The following is a 19,976-nucleotide window of genomic DNA, read 5'->3' on the forward strand; positions in this document are numbered from 1 at the left end:
GACGCCGGGTCACTTCAGCCGGTACGCCTGGATGATCCGCGTGGTCACCGTGTTGCCGGCGGTGTCCTTCGCGGTGGCGCGCAGCGACGCGTAGCCGGTGCCCGCCGGGTGGTGCAGCGTCGCCACCCAGCCGGTGCCCTGGCGGCGCAGTTCCGCCTTGCGCCAGGTCTTGCCGCCGTCGTAGGAGGCGTCGACGGTCAGCGAGGCCACCTTCGCCGTCGGCGCGCCCTCCTGCGGTTCGACCCGCACCGGCACGGTGAAGGTGCGGCCGGCCGGGGCGCTGTTGTCGGCGGCCAGCGCCGGGGCGAAGCGCACCGCCGCCGCCGGCTGGGGCACGAACTCGTCACCGGCGGCGTGCTTCGAGCGGAACGTCCACGCGGCGGTCACCTCGGTGCTCAGGTCGGCGATGTCGCGCGTGGCCAGGGTCTCCACCCGGTAGTTCGCCGCGCCCGGGGGCACCTCGAACTCGCCGTAGCCGGGATATCCGCTCTCGCCGACCAGCTTCCCGTTGCGGTAGAGCCGGGTCCACTGGGTCTCGTTGCGGGACCCGCCGACGTGCCCGGCCGCGTCGCTGTGCGCGGCCAGGTCGACCACGATGAGGTCGCCCTGGCGGGTGATCCCCTCGGTCCCCCAGCGCCGCGCCGGGAACGACGGCGCGAACGGGGCCGCGCCCCACGTCTCGTGCCCGGTGCTGCCGGCCCGGTACGTCGTCGACGGCGACATCAGCAGCGCCTTCACGTCCAGCCAGCCGTCCTCGGTCGGGGTGCCGAAGTCCAGCTCGGTGCTCCAGCTCACGGCGTTGGTGCTGTAGTGCTCGACCCGCTTGCCGGGCACCGCCGTGGACACGACCAGCGCGGACGTGCCGGTGTTGTACTCCGGCTCGCCGTAGACGATCCGTTCCGCCTCCATCCCCGGGTACGCGTCCCGGAAGGTGTGCACGACGGTGGCGAGGTCCTTGGCGCGGTAGTGCTTGACGAAGCCGGTCGGCAGCCGACCCGGGAACGCCTCCAACAGCGCGTAGAGGTACGGGCTGCTCTCGGCGTCCGCGTCGACCCACTGGCTGCCGATGGTGGCGACGAAGCGGTCCGGCGTGCTCGCCGGGCCGACCTGCGCGCTGGTCAGCCCGTCGAAGCCGTAACTCCACAGGCTGAACGAGTAGATGCTGTCGTCGGCCCCGTAGAAGATCGCGCTCACGTCGACCAGTTCCGCCGTCGCACCGCGCTGCGGCACCGTGGCCAGCACCGGCTTGCCGGCGCGGGCGTCGAGGGTGAGCTTGACCGGCCCGTCGACGACCAACTCGGGCCGGGCGAGCAGGGTGGCCCCGGTGGGTTCGCCCGCCTCGTCGGTGGCGAACAGGTAGCTGGCCAGCCCGTAGCGGCCCTTCGGCACGCGCACGGTCGTCGTCGAGACGCCGCCGTAGATGTCGATGGGGAAGGTGAAGCCGTCCAGGTTCATCAGGCTGGTGCCGTAGTCGGTGGTGGGCTTGCCGTCGACCCCGAGGTGGCTGATGGTGACGTCGTAGCTCTCCACCTCGCGGTGCACGGCGATCGGGGTGACCGCCACGGTGTCGCCGGAGCGGGCGACGACCCGGCCGGTGTGGTAGCCGTCCGGGGCGTCGGCCCGGGTGTCGGCGCTGACCTGCACCCCGGCCGTGCCGCCGGCCGGCACGGTGACGCGGGACGCGCCGAGGCGGAACAGACCGGCGGGGGTCGGCTTGCCGTCCGGCCCGGTGGCCTCGATCGTGAGGTCGAGGGTGACCGGGGCGGTCCCGGAGTTGTGCCAGGTGACCGTGCGGTCGAGCACCGGGTCGTCGTCGTGCGGCCACTGCGCCCGGCCGAACGACACGCTCGCCGGGTCGCTGGTGACCTGCTGCCCGATGGCCCGGGCCACGTCGACCCGGCCCGCGCCCTGCTGGTATGCGGTCTGCTCGGGGTGCGGCTTCGCGGCGGCCATCAGGGTGGCCTTCAGCGCGCCGGCCTTCCAGTCGGGGTGCCGCTGGGCGAGCAGCGCCACCGAGCCGGCGACGTGCGGGGTGGCCATGGACGTGCCGGAGGCCGCCACGTACTGGTCGCCGACCGGCTCGCCGAGCGTGGTGCCGGCGGCGCGGGCCGCGACGATGTCCACGCCGGGGGCGGTGATGTCCGGCTTGAGGGCGTCGTCGCCGGTGCGGGGGCCGCGGCTGGAGAAGTCGGCCAGCTCGTCGTCCCGGTCGACCGCGCCGACGGCGAGGGCGGCGTCCGCGCTGGCCGGGGAGCCGACGGAGGCGTCCGTGCCGTAGTTGCCGGCGGCGAGGACGAACAGGGTGCCGGTCTGCGCGGTGAGGGTCTGCACCGCCTCTTCCAGCGGGTCGACCTCAGGGGTGTCCCAGCCGCTGAGGCTCATGTTGACCACGGTGGCCCGCTTGTCGACGGCGGCCCACTGCATGCCGGCGAGGATCGCCGAGTCGGAGCAGCCGTTGTCCTCGCACACCTTGCCGGAGACCAGCGTGGCGTCCGGCGCGACGCCCCGGTACTTCCCGCCGGAGGCCGCGCCGCTGCCGGCGATGGTGGAGGCGACGTGGGTGCCGTGGCCGATCGTGTCGCCCGGCTCGGCGACCTCGCTGAAGTTGCGCGACTCGGCGAGCCGGCCGGCGAGGTCGGGGTGCTCGGCGTCGACGCCGGTGTCCAGCACCGCGACGGTGACGCCCCTGCCGGTGAGGCCGGCCGCCCACGCGGTGGGGGCGCCGATCTGCGGCACGCTGTGGTCGAGGGTGACCCGGCGCCTGCCGTCCAGCCAGAGCCGGTCGACACCCCCCGCCGTGTCGACACGGGCCGCCGCCCGGCCGGTGGTCACCGCGCCCCAGACCGCGCCGGCCCGGGCCTTCTCGGCCGTAACGGCCGCGCCCCGGATGGCCGGCAGGTCGCGGGTCACCCGGGTGCCGGCGATGCCGGCGACGGCCCGGCGGGCGTCACCCGGTCGGTACGACACCAGCAGCGGCAGGCTGTCGCGGCGGGCGTCGTCGTAGCCGGCGGCGATCAGCTCGGTCACGTCGAACAGCCGGGGGTCCACCCGGCCGGAGCGCAGCAGGGGCAGGGCGTCCTGTGGCTGCACGGTGACGTGGCCCCGGTCACGCCGGACCAGGAAGCGCAGCTTGTCGCGCCCCGACCCGGGGCGGATGCTCACCGCGCCGGAGCCGGTGACGGTGACCCGGTCGCCGGTGACCAGGGTGACGGTGGCCGGTCGGCCAGCGACGGGCCCCGCCGGACCGGTGCCGCCGGTCGCGGCGGGCGTCGCCGGTGACCCGGCTGCGGGGGCCGTGGCCGGGGCGGCGGCGGCCGGGCCGGTCAGGGGCGCGGCGAGCACCAGGCCCAGGGCCAGCGCCAGGCTGGCCGGTTTTCTTCCCTTTCGAGGCAACTCGATCCTCCTCATGAGGCGTCATCAATGACGGGGTCGCATTGACAGGAGAAGAATTGCATACTCGGTATGCATAGGTGAAGACATAAACGTGACGAACTTCGCACAGAGTCGAGATCCGGCGGGGCATCATCGTCCGATGACCTCCATGAAGGACCGCATGCTGGCCGGCGAGCTCTACCGCGCCGAGGGGCCCGAACTCCTGGCCGACCTGGACCTCGCCGCGCGCCGCAACGAGGCGTTCAACCGCACCTCCGCCACCGACCCCGAGGCCCGGCTGGCCGCGCTGCGCGAACTGCTCGGCTCGGTGGGCGAGGGCACCGCGGTCCGCCCGCCGTTCCACTGCGACTACGGCTGGAACATCCACCTCGGGCCGCGCGGGTTCGTCAACTTCAACGGGGTCTTCCTCGACGTCGCCCCGATCACCATCGGCGCGGACGTCCAGATCGGACCGAACGTGCAGCTCCTGACGGCCACCCACCCCGTCGACCCGGAGCCCCGGCGGCAGAAGTGGGAGGCAGGACAGCCGATCACCCTCGGCGACAACGTCTGGCTCGGCGGCGGGGTGATCGTGCTCGCCGGAGTCACCATCGGCGACAACACGGTCGTCGGCGCCGGGGCCGTGGTGAACCGCGACCTGCCGGCGAACGTCGTCGCCGTGGGCAACCCCGCCCGGGTGGTACGCCCCATCGGCTGAGCGACCGAAGATCCGGTCAACACGGCGCTTACCTGCGAAAACATCTCGCCCCAGGGGTGGCAGAAGCGAGCCCGGGAGGTGCACTCTGGGTAGTGGAGCCATCACTAGGAGGTACCGATGGCCGGTCGGGTGCTCGAACTACGCGTACACGGGGTGTCCAACACTCCCCCGGACCAGGTGCTCGGCCTGGACCCACAACCCGGCGACGACGGCCCCCGCCCCTGGCTCGTCGCCGGCGACGAGGTCACCGGCTTCTACCGCTCCACCGACGTCGGGCCGGACGACTCGGTGGTCGTCGAGGCGTACAGCTGGGGGCAGTTGACCTCCGGCGCGCGGACCGCGCGGGACGTCGAGCGGGCCCTCTGGACGCTGCTGCTGCCCTTCACCCTGGCCAACGTGGCGCTGCACGCCCGGCCCGGCATCCCGCCCGACCCCGACGAGGAACGCTGGGGCAGCCGGTCCGGGATCACCGCCTGGCTCGTCCGGCTGTTCTGCCTCAGCCTCACCGGGACGCTCGTCCTCGCCGCCACCGGCATCGGCGTAGACCTCGTCGCCTGGCAGTGCGTCGACGAGGAGTGCCTGCGCCGCGTCCCGGGCGTGTGGGAGTTCCTCGCCCACGGCTGGTGGCGGCAGGGCGCGCACTCCCTCGTCGTCGGCCTCGCGATCCCCCTCGGCCTGCTGGCGCTGCTCGGCCTGCTCGCCTGGCGGACCTACCAGTACGAGGCGGAGATGCCCGCCGCGCCGGCCGCCCGCCCGGCCGCCGAACCCTCCCACGACCCGGCCCCGCCCCGCGACCCCGCCGGCGGCGGCCCCCCGCAGGAGCAGGCCGCCAGCGCCAACCCGTTGCAGGACCCCACCTTCTGGTGCGGGGAGGGGCAGCTGCGTCGTGCCGGGGTGCTGCACCTCTGCGTCGGCGCGGTGGTCGCGGTGGCCGTGCCGCTCGGCGCGGTGCTCGCCATGGACCCGCCGCTGGGCGTACGGGCCGCCGTCGCCTGGCCCACCGTGGCGCTGCTCGGCGCGGTGGTGCTGATCGCCGTGGTGGCCCTGGGCCGCCCCTGGCTGAGCCGCCGCGCCGGGGACACCCCCCTCGGCCCGTGGAGCGCGACGGTCATCGTGCTGACCTGCGCCGGGGTGACCGGCACGGTGCTACTCCTGCTGCTGCCCGACGGCCCGGCCGGCACCCCGCTGGCGCAACTGCGCCCACCCGCCGGGTGCATCCGCGACCCGGCGCAGGCCGGCTGCCTCATCGACCGCTCGCTGCCCGGCTACGACTGGATCATCGCCTGGTACGGCACCGGGCAGGTGCTCCTGCTCGCCGCCATCGGCGCGGTGGCCCGGTCCGGCCGGCGGGCGCTCGCCGCGCCGGTCGCCGCCGCGCTGCTCCTGCCGCTCGGCGTCGCCTGGATCGCCGGCTGGCTGCCCGCCACCCCGCCGGCCCCGCAACGGCTGGACGACTGGATGCTCACCGTCCCCGCGATCGCGCTGGCCGGCGGCGGCCTGCTGCTGCCCCGCACCGGCCCCGCCGCGCCGCCCCGACCCGGGCAGCCGCACGCCGACCTCGCCTGGGGCGGGCGCGGGCCGGCCGTGATCGCCGGGTTCGGCTGGCTGCTCGGCATCGCGTACTGCTCCGGGGTGCTCTACTGGGTCACCGACCGGCTCACCGACGGCAACCCGGCGGGCGGCCGGACCGGGGTCGTCCCGCCGCTGCCGGTGATGTGGGCCGGCCTCGCCTTCGCCGTCGCCGTGCTCGCCCTGGCCGGCGTCGCGCTCCGCGCCGGCCTGCTGTTCCACCGGCTCCGCCGGCAGGAGTACGCCGCCCTGGTGCCCGCCGACAACACCCTCTCCGCGCACGACCGGCGGCGTTGCCGCGACGTGAGCGCGTACCGGGCGTTGCACCGGCTGGTGGGCGAGCACGCCCTGCGCCTCATCGGCTGGTACGCGGCGGTCGGCGCCGCCCTGGCCACCCTCGGCTCCGCCGCCGCCCTCTCCCACGTCCCGCCGGACGTGACCGCCGTGACCGGCTGGCCGACGGTGGTCAAGGCCGTGGCCGACGCCGGCGACACCCTGCTCGGCTGGCTGCCGGTGGCCATCGCCGCCGTGGGGCTCATGGTCTACCGCAACGACACCGTGCGCCGCTCGGTCGGCGTGCTCTGGGACATCGGCACCTTCTGGCCCCGGGCCGCGCACCCCCTCGCCCCGCCCAGCTACGCCGAACGGGCCGTGCCGGAACTCCAGACCCGCACCGCCGGCCTGCTCGCGCTCGGCGAGCACGACCCCCGCCGGGTCGACGGGATCATCCTCTCCGGGCACAGCCAGGGCGCGGTGATCTGCGCGGCGGTGCTCCTCCAGCTCCCCGCCCGGTGGCGACGGCGGATCTGGTTCTTCTCCTACGGCTGCCAGCTCACCCGGCTGTACGGGCGGATCTTCCCCGCGTACTTCGGGCCGGACCGGCTGCCGGCGCTGGCCGACGCGCTGCGCGGGCCGTCCGGGCGGCCCGGCTGGACCAACTTCTGGCGGGACACCGACCCGCTGGGCTGGCCGGTGACGGCCGGCGAACGGAACCTGCCCGTCCACGACCCGGACGCGCTGCACCCCACCGGCGGGGAGGTCGCCGACCCGCCGATCCGCAACCACAGCGCCTACCCGGACGCCGCCGAGTTCCGCCGCGAGCGGGCCCGGGTGACGTGGCTGCTGCGGCGCGGCGTCCCCTCGCCCCGGCAGGGCGTCGGCTGACCTGCCGGGGCAGGTTCCGTTCGCCGGGGCGACGGCTGGCACGGCGTCGGCCGGACCGCCCGCCGGGGCGCGGTCGGTGCCGCCGCCCCGGTCAGGCCGGCGGCGGGTCGGCCAGCCGGACCACCAGGTCGGCCCGGCCGGCGGTGCCGGCCACCAGGGCCGCGTTGGTCTCGTCGCTGCCCAGCGCCCAGGCCCGCGCCTGCTCCGGCGACCGCCCGTACGCCTCGTGCCGGGCGGTCAGCCGACGGTGCCGCACGTCGGCGTCCAGGTCCAGGAACCACGCCTCGTGCAGCAGCGACCGCACCTCGTCCCACGGGTAGTCCGGCAGCAGCAGGTAGTTGCCCTCGGTCACCACCAGCCGGACCTCCGGCGGCACCTCGATCGCCCCGGCGACCGGCTCCTCCAGGTCCCGGCGGAACTCCGGCGCCCACACCGAGGTCGGCTCCAGCCGGTGCAGCCGGCGCAGCAGTGACACGTACCCGACCACGTCGAACGTGTCCACCGCGCCCTTGCGCGCGTCCCGGCCGAGCCGGCGCAGCTCCGCCTGGGCCAGGTGGAACCCGTCCATCGGCACCAGCCGGGCCACCCCGCCCAGCTCGGCGACGACCCGCTCGGCCAGCGTCGACTTGCCCGCCCCGGGCGCGCCCGCGATGCCCAGCAGCTGGCGGGGGCCGGCGTCGGCCAGGGCGCGGGCCCGCGCCACCAGCTCCTCGGCGGCCAGCCCGTCGGCGGTCGGCATCAGCCCAGCACCGGCTCGGAGATCGTGAACCGGGCCTCCACCGCCGCGTGCACGGACTGCGGCTGCGGGTCCAGGTCCAGCTCCGGCGGGCCGCCGGACTCCCCGCCGCCGCCACCGGCGAACGCGGCGCGGGCGAACATCGGCTGCGGGGCCGCCCCGGTGTCGGCCAGCTCCAGCAGGGCGGTCACCCGGGCGCCGAGCGCCTCCGCGTACTCCCGGGCGCGGGCCAGCGCGTCGGCGATCGCGGCGTGCCGGGCGTCGCGGTGGGCGGGGCTGTCCGGCCGCAGCAACCACCACGGGCCGGCGATCTCGACCTGGTCCTGGTCGGCCAGCCGCAGCATCAGCTCGCCCAGCGCGGTGAAGTCGGTGACGGTGACGGTGGTGCCGACGCTGCCGTGCCAGGCCACCACCCGCTCGCCGGAGCGGCGCGTCTGCGGCCACACCCGCAGGTCGCCGGTCTCCCGGCGGTCCACGGCCGGCTCGGCGGCGTCGAGCAGCACCCGCACGGCGGCGGCCCGCTCGGCGAGCCGGCTCAGCACGGCCTCCCGGCTGCGGTCCCGGGCCGTCGCGGTCACCGTGAACCGCGCCAGCTCGGGCGGAACCTCCCGGTACGCCTCGCCGCGCACCGCCACGACCGGTCCGTCCACCATGCTTTCACCCTAAAGGAAGGGCACCCTGTTAACGCATTCTGTAGGGCAGGGGCCCCTTCTTAACACCCGCGGGGCAGGTGGGCGGCGTAGGTCACCGTGGCGTCCGTGACCGCGCAGCCGGTCAGGTAGCCGCCGGCCGCACCGAGCGACAGCAGGTACGCCAGCTCGCCGTCGGCCGCCGCGCCACGCGCCGCGCCGTCGGCCGCCGCGCCGTCGGCCGCCGCGTCGTCGGGCTCCGCGCCGTCGGGCTCCGCGCCGTCGGGCTCCGCGCCGTCGGGCTCCGCGCCGGGCGGGAGGGCGCGCGGGAAGGTGCGGGGGGCGGCGGCGGGCAGTTCCCGGTCGAGCAGCGCCAGCCGGAGCCCGCGCGCCCGCTGCTGGAGGTCGGCCAGGGCCGCCGCGTCGCCGCCGCGCAGCGCGGCTGCATACCGGTCGAGGAGACCGCGCACCCGGTCGAGCTGGGCGAGCACCTGGTCGCGGTTGTTCAGCAGCATGTCCACCGTGCGGGCGGCCGGCGTGCCGACGACGCGGGTGCCGTCGCGGAAACTGCCGGCGGCCAGCCCCAGCGCGGCGTCGCGCAGGTCGGCCTCCGCCACCGTCGCGGCCAGGGCGCCGGCCAGCAGGTGCGGCAGGTGCGAGGCGAGGGCCGCCGCCGCGTCGTGGGCGTCCGGATCCAGCGGTACGATCCGCGCGCCGAACACGTCCACGAGCAGGGCAGCCAGCGTCCGGAACCGGTCGAGGCCCGCCGCCGTGGGGCAGAGCACCCAGGCCGCCCCGTCGAAGAGGGCGGGGCTGGCGGCGGTCAGCCCGGCGCGCTCCGTCCCCGCCATCGGGTGACCCGGCACGAACCGGCCGGTCAGCCCGTGCCCCGCCGCGTACGCGGCGATCCCGCCCTTGGTGCTGCCGACGTCGGTGAGCACGCAGTCGGTGCCGGTCAGCCCGCCGACGGTGCGCAGGGTCTCCGGCAGGCTGGACAGCGGGCCGCAGAGGAACACCACGTCCCGGTCGCGGACGGCGTCGGCGAGCGCGTCGGGGAAGTCGATCCCCCGCGCGCGGCCCTCCGCCCGGGTGGCGGCGTCCGGGTCCCAGCCGGCGACGTCGACGCCCCGCTCCCGCAGCCGGAGCAGGATCGAGCCGCCGATGAGCCCGGTGCCCACCACCGCGGCCCGGAGACTGTCCACCATCACGCGCCGTCAGGGCTGGGCGAGGCGGGCGGCGACCGCCGCGACGTGCTCGTCGGACTCGGTCAGCGCCGCCCGGACGTGCTGCGCGCCGCCCGGCCCGTAGAACACGCCGGCCGCGACCAGGATGCCCCGGCGGGCCAGCCAGTCGACGGTCGCCCAGCAGTCCTCGCCCCGGGTCAGCCACAGGTAGAGCCCGGCCTCGGAGTGCTCGACGGTGAACCCGGCCCCGGTGAACGCGGCCAGCAGCCGCTCCCGCCGGGCCCGGTAGCGCTCCCGCTGGGCGTCGGCGTGCTCCTGGTCGCCCAGCGCGGCGATCATCGCCGCCTGCACCGGGGCCGGCACGATCATGCCGGCGTGCTTGCGCACCTTCAGCAGCTCCGCCACCAGGGCGGGATCCCCGGCGACGAAGCCCGCACGGTAGCCGGCCAGGTTGGAGCGCTTGGACAGCGAGTGCACCGCCAGCAGCCCGTCGTACGACCCGCCGCTGACCTCGGGCGCGAGCACCGAGACCGGCTCGGCGGCGGCCGACCAGCCCAGCGGCAGGTAACACTCGTCGCTGGCCACGACGGCCCCCCGCTCCCGCGCCCAGTCGACCACCTTGCGCAGGTGGTTGGCGGGCAGCACCCGGCCGGTCGGGTTGCCGGGCGAGTTGACCCAGACCAGGCGGACCCGGGGGTCGGGGCCGAGCGCGGTCAGCGAGTCGGTGCGCACGGTGGTGGCCCCGGCGATCCGCGCCCCGTCCTCGTACGTCGGGTAGCAGATCGACGGCACCACGACGACGTCACCGGGCCCGAGGCCGAGCAGGGTGGGCAGCCACGCCACCAGCTCCTTGGAGCCGATGGTGGGCAGCACGCCGAGGCCGTCGACGCGCGCGTCGCAGGACCGGGCCACCCACGTCGCGACGGCGTCCCGCAGGGCGGGGGTGCCGGCGGTCAGCGGGTATCCGGGTGCGTCGGACGCGTCGGCCAGAGCCTGCCGGATCACCGGGGGCACCGGGTCGACCGGAGTGCCCATCGACAGGTTGATCGGGCCGTCCGGGTGCGCCGCGGCCAGGGCGGCCGCGGCGTCCAGGGTGTCCCAGGTGAACTCGGGCAGCCGCGACGAGACCGGCGCGGGCCGGTTCAGTGGCCCTCTCCGCGCGGCGGCTGGCCCGCGACGAACGTCGCGTCCTTCTCCACCTTGCCGATCTTCGAGGCGCCACCGGGCGAGCCCAGGTCCTCGAAGAACTCGTAGTTCGCCCCGGTGTAGTCCTTCCACTGCTCCGGGACGTCGTCCTCGTAGAAGATCGCCTCGACCGGGCAGACCGGCTCACAGGCACCGCAGTCGACGCACTCGTCGGGGTGGATGTAGAGCATCCGGTTGCCCTCGTAGATGCAGTCGACCGGGCATTCCTCGATGCATGCCTTGTCGAGCACATCCACGCAGGGCTCGGCGATGATGTAGGTCACCGGTCTTCTCCTCCGCAAGACACGCCGCGATCACCGCGACGGTTAGAGCCTAGTATCTCGCCGGGGAGGGGGTCGATCGTGCTCCGACAGCAGGATGTGGGACACCGGATCGTGGTCCGCCGGATTGTGGGGGTTCGCGAGGGTCGCCCGCTTTTCTCCGATGCCCTCGGCGAGCTGGTCGAGCTGACCGAGACCCACGTCACCCTGGCCACCGACCAGGGCCGGCTGCGGGTGCCGGTGGCCGAGGTGCACCGGGCCAAGCGGGTGCCGCCGGCACGGCGGCCGACCGCCGCCGCCGTCGTGGCGCTGGAGCTGGCCTCCGACGAGGCGTGGCCGGCGCCCACCCGGGGCCGGCTCGGCGACTGGCTGCTGCGCAGCGCGGAGGGCTGGACCGGCCGGGCGAACTCGGCGCTGCCGGTCGGCGACCCGGACCGGCCGCTGCCGGCCGCGCTGGACGCCGTCGAGCGCTGGTATGCCGACCTCGGGCAGCCCGCCCTGGTCAACACGCCGCTGCCGCTCGCCGCCCCGGTCGGCGCCGAGCTGGACGCGCGGGGCTGGACCTCCCGGCCGCTGACGCTGGTGCAGACCGCGCCCCTCGCCCCGCTGCGAGCCGGCCCGCCGCAGGGCCGAGCCGCCCCGGTCGACGCACGACCGGAGCACGCAGGACCGGACGATGAACCGGCGGGCCACGCCTCGCCGGGCCGGGTCGACGCGCCGCCGGGCCGGCACGGCGAGGTCGAGCCGGGGGCCGGCACCCCGCCCGCCGCACCGGGCCGCGCCGGCCTGCCGCCGGTGGAGCTGGCCGCCGCGCCGTCCGACGACTGGCTCGCCGTCGCCGCCGGGCGCAAGGGCGGCCTCCCGGACGCCGCCCGCCACGTGCTCACCGCCGTGGGCCAGGTCCGCTTCGCCCACGTGTACGCCGACGGCGTGCTGCTCGCCGTCGGCCGGGGCACGGTCACCGGCGACGGGCGCTGGCTCGGGCTGAGCCTGATCGAGGCGCTGCCGCACGCCCGCCGCCAGGGCCTGGCCACCCACGTCGTCCGCGCCCTGGCCGACTGGGGTGCCGCCCTGGGCGCCTCCGGCGCGTTCCTCCAGGTGGAGCAGCGCAACACCCCGGCGGTGACCCTCTACCGACGCCTGGGCTTCACCACGCACCACACCTACCTCACCCGCGTCGCGCCCTGACCCTCGACGGGCAGACGGTCAGCGGCGCACGGGGCGGCGCGGCTTCGCGGTCTTGATCTCGGCGTAGCGCTTGAGCATCCGGGAGCGGTGGTCGCGGCCGAGCGCGGTGACCGTCAGGTAGCCGACGAGGACACCGGCGGCGGTCGCCGCGAGGTAGAGCCAGATCTGGGCGAAGAAGGTGCCCGCCCCACCCCCGAACGGGTTATGCCCGACCAGCAGCGGCCCGACCAGGACGGTCAGCAGCAGCGCGACCCCGACGCCGGCGGCCACGTCGGCCGCCCAGCGGCCCAGCGGGCGGTCCTGCCCCCAGCGGAACGCCAGCCCGGCGAGGATCAGCCCGATCACCAGGAACATCGCCAGCGACACCCGGTCGGCGGCAGTGTCGTCGCCGTCGAAACCGAGCCGGATGACCACCCGGGCGACCACGTTGACCGCGAACAACGCCACCGCGAGCAGCCCGACCGCCCGCCACCGATCCCTCATCGCACGCCTCCCGCCGCACCGCCCACCCCGACGGCGGGCCTCCTGGCAGGAATATCTACCACCGCAACCTGTGCGTCGTCATCACCCGTCGCGACCGACCGGTGGCGGTGCGAGCACCTGCCGGAACCCCATCACCGCGAACGTCATCGCGCCCGCCACGATCATCGCCAGCCCGACCCAGTTGTCCCCGGCCAGCAGCAGGTCGCCCTCGCTGGTCCGGATCGCCGCCGCGCCCATCAGCACGAACCACGGCGTGGCGGGCAGCACCACCGCCCAGCGGCGGCCCACCGCCGCGTGGGCGAACCAGCTCAACGCCACGTTGGCGAGGACCACCACCGGCACCGACGCGCCGACCAGCGTCCCGGAGACCCGGACGGTGGACAGGATCAGCTCCAGCAGGCCCGTCGCCACCGCGCCCACCACGGCCACCACGCCACCGGCGACCCGCAGGGCGAGGTCGAGCAGCCGCCACGACCGCCCCGGCGGGGACGGGACGGGGGCCTGCGGCGGGAGGACCGACATCGGCGCGGCGGGCAGGGTCACCGGACGCCGGCCGCCGCGACCGGGGTCCGCCCCGCGCCGTCCCCGTCGAGGTCGAGCCCCGCGAACAGGTCGTCCTCCCAGCCGTACGGGCCGCTGCCCGGCCCCTTCTCCCCCACCGCCAGCGTGAAGTACTCCACGCCCATGAACTCGGCCCCGAAGTTGCCGGCGATCGAGTAGAGCCAGGAGTTGGCCGGGATCTGGGTGGCGTGCGCCCGCATCGCCGCCTCCTTCGCGGCGTGCTGGTCGGTGGCGTCGATCCGGGCGGCGATCTGCTCGTCCGGGGTGCCGAAGGGCAGGTCGTCGATGCTGCCGATGCCCTCGAACGGGTTGTCCGCCGCCTCGGTGAAGTGGCTCAGGCCGGCCTCCAGCACGCTGCGCGGCATGGCCGTCCAGTAGACCTTGGCCGGAGCGAACCCCTCGGCGGCGGCCAGCTCGTGCGCCCGCATCGCCACCCGGTGCGCCTGGATGTGGTCGGGGTGGCCGTAGAAGCCGTTCGGGTCGTACGTGATCATGACCTGCGGGCGTACCTCCCGCATGACCTCGACGACGAACCCGGCGGCCGTGTCGAGGTCGGCCTGCCAGAACGCCCGGGGGTGCTCGTTGGTGGCCATCCCCATCATCCCGGAATCGCGGTAGCGGCCCGCGCCGCCGAGGAACCGGTGGTCGGTGACGCCGAGCGCGGCGCAGGCGGCGGTCAGCTCCCCGATCCGGAACCCGCCGAGCTGGTCGGCCTCGGCGGCGGCGAGCTGCGCCAGCTCCGGCACGTGGATCTCGCCCTCCTCGCCGAGCGTGCAGGTCACCAGCGTGACGTGGGCACCGGCGGCGGCGTAGTGGGCCATCGTCGAACCGGTGCCGATGGACTCGTCGTCGGGGTGCGCGTGGACCAGCAGGAGGCGGCGGTCGGGCAGCGTCGTCACGACGGTCACTCTAACCGGCGGTTCGCCCGCGCCGGCCCCGACGCGTCCCGCCAGGTCCGCCACATCACCCCCGGGGCGGCTCTACGATCCGACGTGTGGACTTTCCGGAGCTGGCCGCTCGTACCCGCCGGTTCGGCCACGGGGCGCCGCGCGCCGTCACCGTGGCCGGCGACGGCTCCCGGGTGATCTTCCTGCGCTCGGCCGGCCCGGAGGATCCCGCCGACGCGCTCTGGCTGCTCGACCCGGCCACCGGCGAGGAACGGCTGGTCGCCGACCCGACGGCCCTGCTCGGCGCGGGCGGCGACCCGGCCGCGCTCACCCCCGGCGAGCGGGCGCTGCGCGAGCGGCGGCGGCTCAGCGCCGCCGGCATCGGCTCGTACGCGCTGGACGCGGCCGGCCGGATCGCGGTGTTCGCGCTGGCCGGGCGGCTGTTCCGGGCCGACCTGGTGCACGGCGACGTGGTCGAGGTGGCCACCGTCGGCCCGGCGCTCGACCCGCGCCCCGATCCCACCGGCGAGCGGCTGGCGTACGTCACCGACGCCGCCGACGGGGTCCGCCGGGGCGAGCTGCGGGTGGTGGCCCCCGACGGCACCGACAGCCTGCTGGCCGGCGAGGACGGCGGGGTCACCTGGGGGCTGCCCGAGCACGTCGCCGCCGAGGAGTTCCACCGGTTCCGGGGCTACTGGTGGGCGCCCGACGGGCGCGGCGTGCTGGCCGCCCGCGTAGACGAGTCCCGCCTGCCCCGCTGGCACCTGCACGACCCGGCCGACCCGGCCAGCCCGCCGACGACCGTGGCGTACCCGCAGGCGGGCGGGCCCAACGCGGAGGTGAGTCTCCACCTGCTCGACCTCGACGACGGCTGGGTCGACGTGCACTGGGACCGGGAGACCTACCCGTACCTCGCCTCGGTCGACTGGGCCGACGGCAACCCCCTGCTCACGGTGCTGCGCCGGTCGCAGCAGCACGGCCTGGTGCTCGCCGTCGACCCGCGCACCGGCGAGACGCAGGTGCACGCCGAGCTGGCCGACCCGCGCTGGGTCGAGCCGATCCCCGGCACCCCGGCCCACCTGCCCGACGGGCGGGTGCTGGTCGGCGGCGAGCTGGCCCACGACGGGTACGACGCCCGCTGCCTGTTCGCCGACGGCACCCTGCTCACCCCGCCGTCGCTGTACGTGCGCCGGGTGGTGGGCCGGCTGCCCGCCGGCAACGGCCCGGCCGACCTGCTGGTGGAGGCGAGCGAGGGCGAGCCCAGCCAGCGGCACCTCTACCGGGTGCGCACCCTGATCGGCGGCGGGGTGGACGCCCGCCGGATGAGCGGCACCCCCGGCTGGCACACGGCCGCCGTGGGCGGGGACACGCTGGTGGTCGGCACCGCGTCGCTGGACCAGCCGGGCACCACCTGGGCGGTGTGGCGCGGTGACCGGGAGGTCGCCCAGCTCCGCTCGCTGGCCGCCGCCCCGCCGTACGCGCCCCGGCCGACGATGGTGCGGGTGACCGACCGGCGGCTGCCCAGCGCGGTGGTCTACCCCACCCAGCACGTCAAGGGCACCCGGCTGCCGGTGCTGCTGGACGTCTACGGCGGGCCGGGGCACCAGGAGGTGGTGGCCGCGCGGGCGGCCTGGCTGGAGCGGCAGTGGTGGGCCGACTCGGGCTTCGCAGTGGTGACGGTCGACAACCGGGGCACCCCGGGGGTGGCCCCGTCGTTCGAGAAGGCGGTGCACCGCCGGCTCGCCGACGTGGTGCTGACCGACCAGGTCGACGCGCTGACCGCGCTCGCCGACAAGCATCCCGACCTGGACCTGGAGCGGGTCGGCATCCGGGGCTGGTCGTTCGGGGGCTGGCTGGCCGGGCTGGCCGTGCTGCGCCACCCGGAGCTGTTCCGCTGCGGGATCGCCGGCGCCCCGGTCACCGACTGGACGCTGTACGACACGGCGTACAGCGAGCGCTACCTGGGCCTGCCGGAGGACGGCATGGACGTGTACGCGCACCACTCGCTGCTGGAGCTGGCGGCCGAGTCGCCCGTGCCCGGCGAGCCGGCCCGGCCGCTGCTGCTGGTGCACGGCCTGGTCGACGACAACGTGGTGGCCGCGCACACGCTGCGGCTGTCGGCGGCGCTGCTGGCGGCGGGCCGCCCGCACTCGGTGCTGCCGCTACCCGGGGCCACCCACCTGGCGGCCGGCGGCCTGTCGGAACGCCTGCTCCGCCTGGAACTCGACTTCCTCCGCACCCATTTGGGGTAAGGAGGGGCACCTTGTTAACGCTTTCTGTATAGCAGGGGCCCCTTGTTAACGACGCCGTGGTCAGGACCCGGTCGCCTGGTATCTGCGGAGCGCGGCCTCGGCGACCTGGGCCAGGAGCTTGTCGTCGTCAGGGTTGTTGCCCTGCTCTTTCACGACGATCAGAGCGGTGCCGGTCCGGACGACAATGCTGTCGAAGGTCAGCGTGTCGGCACCGGATGTCGAGCTGCTGCTGACCCGCAGGCTGTCATCGCCCAGCCCTGGCCCTGGTGCCAGTGCGAAGCGGTAGCTGCCGCCGCCCGGACCAGACGCGACGGTGGGGCAACGGCCGACGAAGGTGCGCAGGTCGGTCATCGCCCGTCGTGCCCCGTCGTCGGCATACGTCCGGATGATCTCGGTTCCCACCCAGAAGTTGTCGGGATCCACGTCATAGGCCAGGGTGGCTGCTGCCATCGCAGACGGAGTCCCCGTCAGCCGCGATGCCGACAGCAGCGGGATCATGTGGTCCGAGCAGCCGCTGTCTGCGCGTCGATCCCCCGCATTCCCTGCATCCCGCGCCATGACCGTCGCGATCTGCACGGTGAACCCGGGCGGCAGCGAGTCCGTGGTCAGCAGGCGCGCGGACAGGGTCGCGGAGTAGCCGGGTCCGCCGGTCGCCGGCACGGCCGGGGAGGCGGGCTTCGTGGCTGGGGCGGAGCCTGTTGCCCGCGCCGTGGCGGGGATCGTCTCGCCCGCTGACCGATCCGTTGGGTGAGCCGTCGAAGGACCGCACGCGGTCGCCAAGCAGACGGCCACCACCGCGACTGAGCCACGCACCATCATGCTGAACACCAGGACTTCTCTGAGTCGAAGGCGACATGATCCCCTACCCCACCCACCAGCCGCGCCCCGCCCCGCCCTCAGCGATCAAGAGGAAAGCGTCAAGTTTGATCTCGACGATGACGCAAACCTCTTGATCACCAAGGCGGGGCGGGGCGGGCGGGGCAGCGGGGGGTGGGGGTTAGCCCTTGACGTGTGCGTTGACGAAGGACGGGTAGCCGAAGACGCTGGAGATGAAGACCCCGCCGGCCTTGGAGCCGTGCACGTTGTACGCCACGTCGACGTAGAGCGGCACCACGGGGGCGTGCTCCTTCATGATCCGCTGGTCGAGCTTGGCCCACTCCGGGCCCTGCTTGGCGGGCTCCAGGGCGAGGATCCGGTCGAACTCGGCGTTGATCGCCGGGTCGTTGAAGTACGACTGGTTGCTGTTGCCCTCGGCCTTGATGGTGCGGCCGTCGTAGAGCACCGGCAGGATCGACGCGCCGCTGGGCCAGTCCGCCGCCCAGTTGCCGATGTACAGGTCCCAGGGGTTGTTCTTCTTCTTGACCTCGTCGAGCTTGGCGTCGTCCGGGATGTTCCGCACAGTGATCTTGAAGCCGGCCCGCTCCAGGTTGCCCTTGAGCTGGGTCGCCTGCACCTGCTCGTCGGTGTTGTCGGCCACGCCGAGGACCAGCTCCGGCGTCTGCCCGCCGAGCAGTTCCTTGGCCTTGTCGACGTCGCCGTTCGCCCCGGCCGGGTACGCCTCGTACGCCTGGAAGCCGATCGTGGCCGGCGGCATCAGGGTGGTCAGCGGCTGGGCGACGGTCTGCCCGCCGAGCGCCTTGACCAGGCCCTCCCGGTCGATGGCGTAGTTCAGCGCCTGGCGGACCTTCAGGTCGGTCACCCGCTGGTTGTTGATGACGAGCTGGTTGGCGCTCGGCGTCGGCGAGAGGATGGTGCGCGACTTCAGCGCCGCGTCCTGGGCCACCCGGGCGACCAGCGAGGGCGGCACCGAGTTGAAGGCGAGCGCGCTCTGGTCGGGGCCGTTGTCGGCGATCACCCGGTTGTTGGCGGCGTCGGCGGTCGGGCCGAAGCTCCACACGAACTGGTCCGGGTACTGGTGGCGCACCGGGTCGGTGGCCGGGTCCCAGTTCGGGTTGCGGTCGAGGGTGAGCTGCACGCCGACCTGGTTGTTGGCGATCTTGTACGGCCCGGACGAGAACGGCCGCTGGTCCAGGTTGACCCCGGTGTCCTTGTCGGGCCGCAGCGGCGCGGTGGTCGGCAGCGACACCGCGAACGGCAGGTCGCAGCGGGGCTTGGCGAACTCGAAGCGCAGGGTCCGCTCGTCCGGGGTGGTCAGGCCGGGCGGCAGCGCGCCCTTGTTCTTCTTGAAGTCCCACCTGGTGTCGAACTGCGGGGTGTCGGCCAGCCACTCCTGGAGGTAGGTGGGGCCGCCGGCGAGGTCCGGGTCGAAGGAGCGGGCGATGCCGTACGCGATCTCCTTCGACGTGATCGGGCTGCCGTCCTCGAACTTCACGCCCTGCTTGATCGTGAACTGCCAGACCTTGCAGTCGTTGTTGACGTTGGTGCCCGGGGTCTCGGCCAGGTCGCCGACGAGCACGAGCCCGCCCTTGCCGTCGTCCTTCCAGGTCGTCAGGTAGCGGGCGAAGAGCGGGTTGGCCATCAGGCCCGCGAACGAGTACGTCCGCTGCGGGTCCAGGTGGGAGATCGGGGTCTCCCGGATGATGGTGAACGTGCCGCCCTTGCGCGCCCCGCTCACCTCGGCCGCCGGGCCCTGCGAGTCCTTCGGGTCGGTGGCGATGACGCCGGTCTGCTGCCGGCCGGTGTCGACCGTGGTGCCCTCGCCCGTGTTCTCCGAGCACGCCCCCAACGCCACCACCAGTGCGATGGCGCCGCCGACGCCGGCCGCTGCGCGTGGTCGCATCTCCTACCTCCTCTGTCGATGTATCCGGTCGAAACGATCAGCGCAGCCGCACCCGAGGGTCGATCGCCGCGTAGAGCAGGTCCACCACGACGTTGGCCAGCACCACGAACACCGCGGCGATGAGCACGGTCGCCATGATGGTGGGCAGGTCACCGGCGCGGACGGCGTCGACGGCCGTACGCCCCAGCCCCTGGATGCCGAACGTGGTCTCCGTGATGACGGTGCCGCCCAGCGCCCCGCCCACGTCCAGCCCCGCGATGGTCACCACCGGGGTGATGGCCGCGCGCAGCGCGTGCCGCCCGTACACCCTTGGTTTGGTCAGGCCCTTGGCGCGGGCCGTGCGGACGAAGTCCTCCGACAGCGTCTCCAGCATCTGCGCCCGCGACAGCCGCGCGTAGATGGCGGAGAAGAGGAACGCCAGCGAGACCCACGCCAGCACGAGGCCGCTGGCCCACTTGAGCGGGTTGTCGAGCAGCGGCGTGTAGCTCGGCACCGGCAGCAGCCGCAGGTGGTAGACGAAGACCAGCAGCAGCACCGCCCCGACGAAGTAGAGCTGCAACGACGCGCCGGTCAGCGAGAAGCCGATGGCCAGCCGGTCCAGCCAGGTGCCCCGGCGCAGCGCCGAGACCATGCCGAGGCCGACGCCGAGCAGCAGCCACAGCACCGCCGCCGGGATCACGATGCTCAGGGTCACCGGCAGCACCCGGGCGATGGTGTCGCTGACGGCCTCGTTGGTGACGTACGACCAGCCCAGGCAGGGCGCGTCGCACCGGCCGCCCTGGGCGCTGCCGAGGTCCCGCCCGGTGACGATGCCCTTCATGTAGCCGGCGTACTGGGTGACCAGCGGGTCGCGCAGGCCCAACTCCTGGCGGACCCGCTCCAGGCGCTCCGGGTTGCAGTTCTTGGGGCACATGCCGCTGACCGGGTCGCGCGGCAGGGCGAAGAACATCAGGAAGCTGAGCACGCTCACCGCGAACAGGGTGAGCGTCGCCGAGAGCAGCCGCTTGACCAGGAACCGCGCCATCGT

Annotated in this window: 16 protein-coding genes; 4 read left to right on the plus strand and 12 right to left on the minus strand. The window is 74.8% G+C overall.

Annotated elements, in window-relative coordinates; genetic code table 11:
• Positions 1-9: 9 nt before the first annotated feature.
• Positions 10-3,342, minus strand: coding sequence for a S8 family serine peptidase (locus GA0070558_RS07180; RefSeq protein WP_091277045.1), 3,333 nt, complete (start codon positions 3,340-3,342; stop codon positions 10-12).
• 190 nt (positions 3,343-3,532) lie between these two features.
• On the opposite strand from GA0070558_RS07180, the gene GA0070558_RS07185 reads away from it, so the two are divergent.
• Entirely contained in the window at positions 3,533-4,090 is a 558-nt protein-coding gene (locus tag GA0070558_RS07185) for a sugar O-acetyltransferase (RefSeq protein ID WP_091277048.1), read from the plus strand.
• A 117-nt stretch (positions 4,091-4,207) separates the two neighbouring features.
• Positions 4,208-6,823: a hypothetical protein gene (locus tag GA0070558_RS07190; protein WP_091277051.1), complete on the plus strand. Its 2,616-nt coding sequence runs from the start codon at positions 4,208-4,210 to the stop codon at positions 6,821-6,823.
• 91 nt (positions 6,824-6,914) lie between these two features.
• Here GA0070558_RS07190 and GA0070558_RS07195 read toward each other — a convergent pair whose 3' ends face one another.
• Genes GA0070558_RS07195 through fdxA form a run of 5 tightly spaced genes read right to left on the minus strand, consistent with a single transcriptional unit; the run spans position 6,915 to position 10,841 of the window.
• On the minus strand, positions 6,915-7,562 hold the full coding sequence (locus GA0070558_RS07195; protein ID WP_091277056.1) for a nucleoside/nucleotide kinase family protein: 648 nt from the start codon (positions 7,560-7,562) through the stop codon (positions 6,915-6,917).
• Positions 7,562-8,212 carry an SIMPL domain-containing protein gene (locus GA0070558_RS07200; protein WP_091277059.1) on the minus strand — a complete coding sequence of 217 codons (651 nt, stop codon included), beginning with the start codon at positions 8,210-8,212 and terminating at the stop codon, positions 7,562-7,564. The genes GA0070558_RS07195 and GA0070558_RS07200 overlap by 1 nt, the downstream gene beginning before the upstream one ends.
• Before the next feature lie 59 nt (positions 8,213-8,271).
• Positions 8,272-9,393: a prephenate dehydrogenase gene (locus GA0070558_RS07205; protein WP_256091797.1), complete on the minus strand. Its 1,122-nt coding sequence runs from the start codon at positions 9,391-9,393 to the stop codon at positions 8,272-8,274.
• A 9-nt stretch (positions 9,394-9,402) separates the two neighbouring features.
• Positions 9,403-10,518: a succinyldiaminopimelate transaminase gene (gene dapC / locus GA0070558_RS07210; protein ID WP_091277200.1), complete on the minus strand. Its 1,116-nt coding sequence runs from the start codon at positions 10,516-10,518 to the stop codon at positions 9,403-9,405.
• Positions 10,515-10,841 (minus strand): ferredoxin, encoded by a 327-nt coding sequence (gene fdxA, locus GA0070558_RS07215; RefSeq protein ID WP_007072862.1) that lies wholly within the window; start codon positions 10,839-10,841, stop codon positions 10,515-10,517. Before fdxA ends, dapC begins: the two co-directional genes overlap by 4 nt.
• Before the next feature lie 78 nt (positions 10,842-10,919).
• On the opposite strand from fdxA, the gene GA0070558_RS07220 reads away from it, so the two are divergent.
• Positions 10,920-12,026 carry a GNAT family N-acetyltransferase gene (locus GA0070558_RS07220; protein ID WP_091277062.1) on the plus strand — a complete coding sequence of 369 codons (1,107 nt, stop codon included), beginning with the start codon at positions 10,920-10,922 and terminating at the stop codon, positions 12,024-12,026.
• An 18-nt stretch (positions 12,027-12,044) separates the two neighbouring features.
• Here the strand turns inward: GA0070558_RS07220 and GA0070558_RS07225 are convergent, their stop codons facing one another.
• From GA0070558_RS07225 to mshB, 3 genes are all read right to left on the minus strand, one after another.
• A complete protein-coding gene (locus GA0070558_RS07225) occupies positions 12,045-12,509 on the minus strand; it encodes a hypothetical protein (RefSeq protein WP_091277065.1) in 465 nt (154 codons plus the stop codon).
• 81 nt (positions 12,510-12,590) lie between these two features.
• Entirely contained in the window at positions 12,591-13,031 is a 441-nt protein-coding gene (locus GA0070558_RS07230; RefSeq protein ID WP_091277202.1) for a hypothetical protein, read from the minus strand.
• A gap of 17 nt (positions 13,032-13,048) precedes the next feature.
• The gene (gene mshB / locus GA0070558_RS07235) at positions 13,049-13,978 is read right to left on the minus strand and encodes an N-acetyl-1-D-myo-inositol-2-amino-2-deoxy-alpha-D-glucopyranoside deacetylase (RefSeq protein ID WP_091277068.1); all 930 of its coding nucleotides are present in this window, start codon (positions 13,976-13,978) and stop codon (positions 13,049-13,051) included.
• 86 nt (positions 13,979-14,064) lie between these two features.
• Between mshB and GA0070558_RS07240 the strand changes: the two genes are divergently transcribed.
• Positions 14,065-16,209, plus strand: coding sequence for a S9 family peptidase (locus GA0070558_RS07240; protein WP_091277071.1), 2,145 nt, complete (start codon positions 14,065-14,067; stop codon positions 16,207-16,209).
• Positions 16,210-16,269: 60 nt separating this feature from the next.
• On the opposite strand, the gene GA0070558_RS07245 is transcribed toward GA0070558_RS07240, so the two are convergent.
• The 3 genes from GA0070558_RS07245 to GA0070558_RS07255 form a co-directional block, all read right to left on the minus strand.
• Positions 16,270-17,037 carry a hypothetical protein gene (locus GA0070558_RS07245; protein ID WP_141722171.1) on the minus strand — a complete coding sequence of 256 codons (768 nt, stop codon included), beginning with the start codon at positions 17,035-17,037 and terminating at the stop codon, positions 16,270-16,272.
• A gap of 169 nt (positions 17,038-17,206) precedes the next feature.
• Complete coding sequence (locus tag GA0070558_RS07250) at positions 17,207-18,949, minus strand: ABC transporter substrate-binding protein (protein ID WP_091277077.1); 1,743 nt, start codon at positions 18,947-18,949, stop codon at positions 17,207-17,209.
• Between the two features lie 37 nt (positions 18,950-18,986).
• Positions 18,987-19,973, minus strand: coding sequence for an ABC transporter permease (locus tag GA0070558_RS07255; protein ID WP_091277080.1), 987 nt, complete (start codon positions 19,971-19,973; stop codon positions 18,987-18,989).
• Positions 19,974-19,976: the final 3 nt, after the last annotated feature.

The sequence above is a fragment of the Micromonospora haikouensis genome (assembly GCF_900091595.1).
GTDB lineage: Bacteria > Actinomycetota > Actinomycetes > Mycobacteriales > Micromonosporaceae > Micromonospora > Micromonospora haikouensis.

Excerpts from the sequence above, each read along its gene's own strand:
- GA0070558_RS07185 (WP_091277048.1), top strand. The coding sequence starts at position 3,533 with ATGACCTCCATGAAGGACCGCATGCTGGCCGGCGAGCTCTACCGCGCC.
- GA0070558_RS07190 (WP_091277051.1), top strand. The coding sequence starts at position 4,208 with ATGGCCGGTCGGGTGCTCGAACTACGCGTACACGGGGTGTCCAACACT.
- GA0070558_RS07195 (WP_091277056.1), bottom strand. The coding sequence starts at position 7,562 with ATGCCGACCGCCGACGGGCTGGCCGCCGAGGAGCTGGTGGCGCGGGCC.
- GA0070558_RS07200 (WP_091277059.1), bottom strand. The coding sequence starts at position 8,212 with ATGGTGGACGGACCGGTCGTGGCGGTGCGCGGCGAGGCGTACCGGGAG.
- GA0070558_RS07205 (WP_256091797.1), bottom strand. The coding sequence starts at position 9,393 with ATGGTGGACAGTCTCCGGGCCGCGGTGGTGGGCACCGGGCTCATCGGC.
- GA0070558_RS07225 (WP_091277065.1), bottom strand. The coding sequence starts at position 12,509 with ATGAGGGATCGGTGGCGGGCGGTCGGGCTGCTCGCGGTGGCGTTGTTC.
- GA0070558_RS07230 (WP_091277202.1), bottom strand. The coding sequence starts at position 13,031 with ATGTCGGTCCTCCCGCCGCAGGCCCCCGTCCCGTCCCCGCCGGGGCGG.
- GA0070558_RS07250 (WP_091277077.1), bottom strand. The coding sequence starts at position 18,949 with ATGCGACCACGCGCAGCGGCCGGCGTCGGCGGCGCCATCGCACTGGTG.
- GA0070558_RS07255 (WP_091277080.1), bottom strand. The coding sequence starts at position 19,973 with ATGGCGCGGTTCCTGGTCAAGCGGCTGCTCTCGGCGACGCTCACCCTG.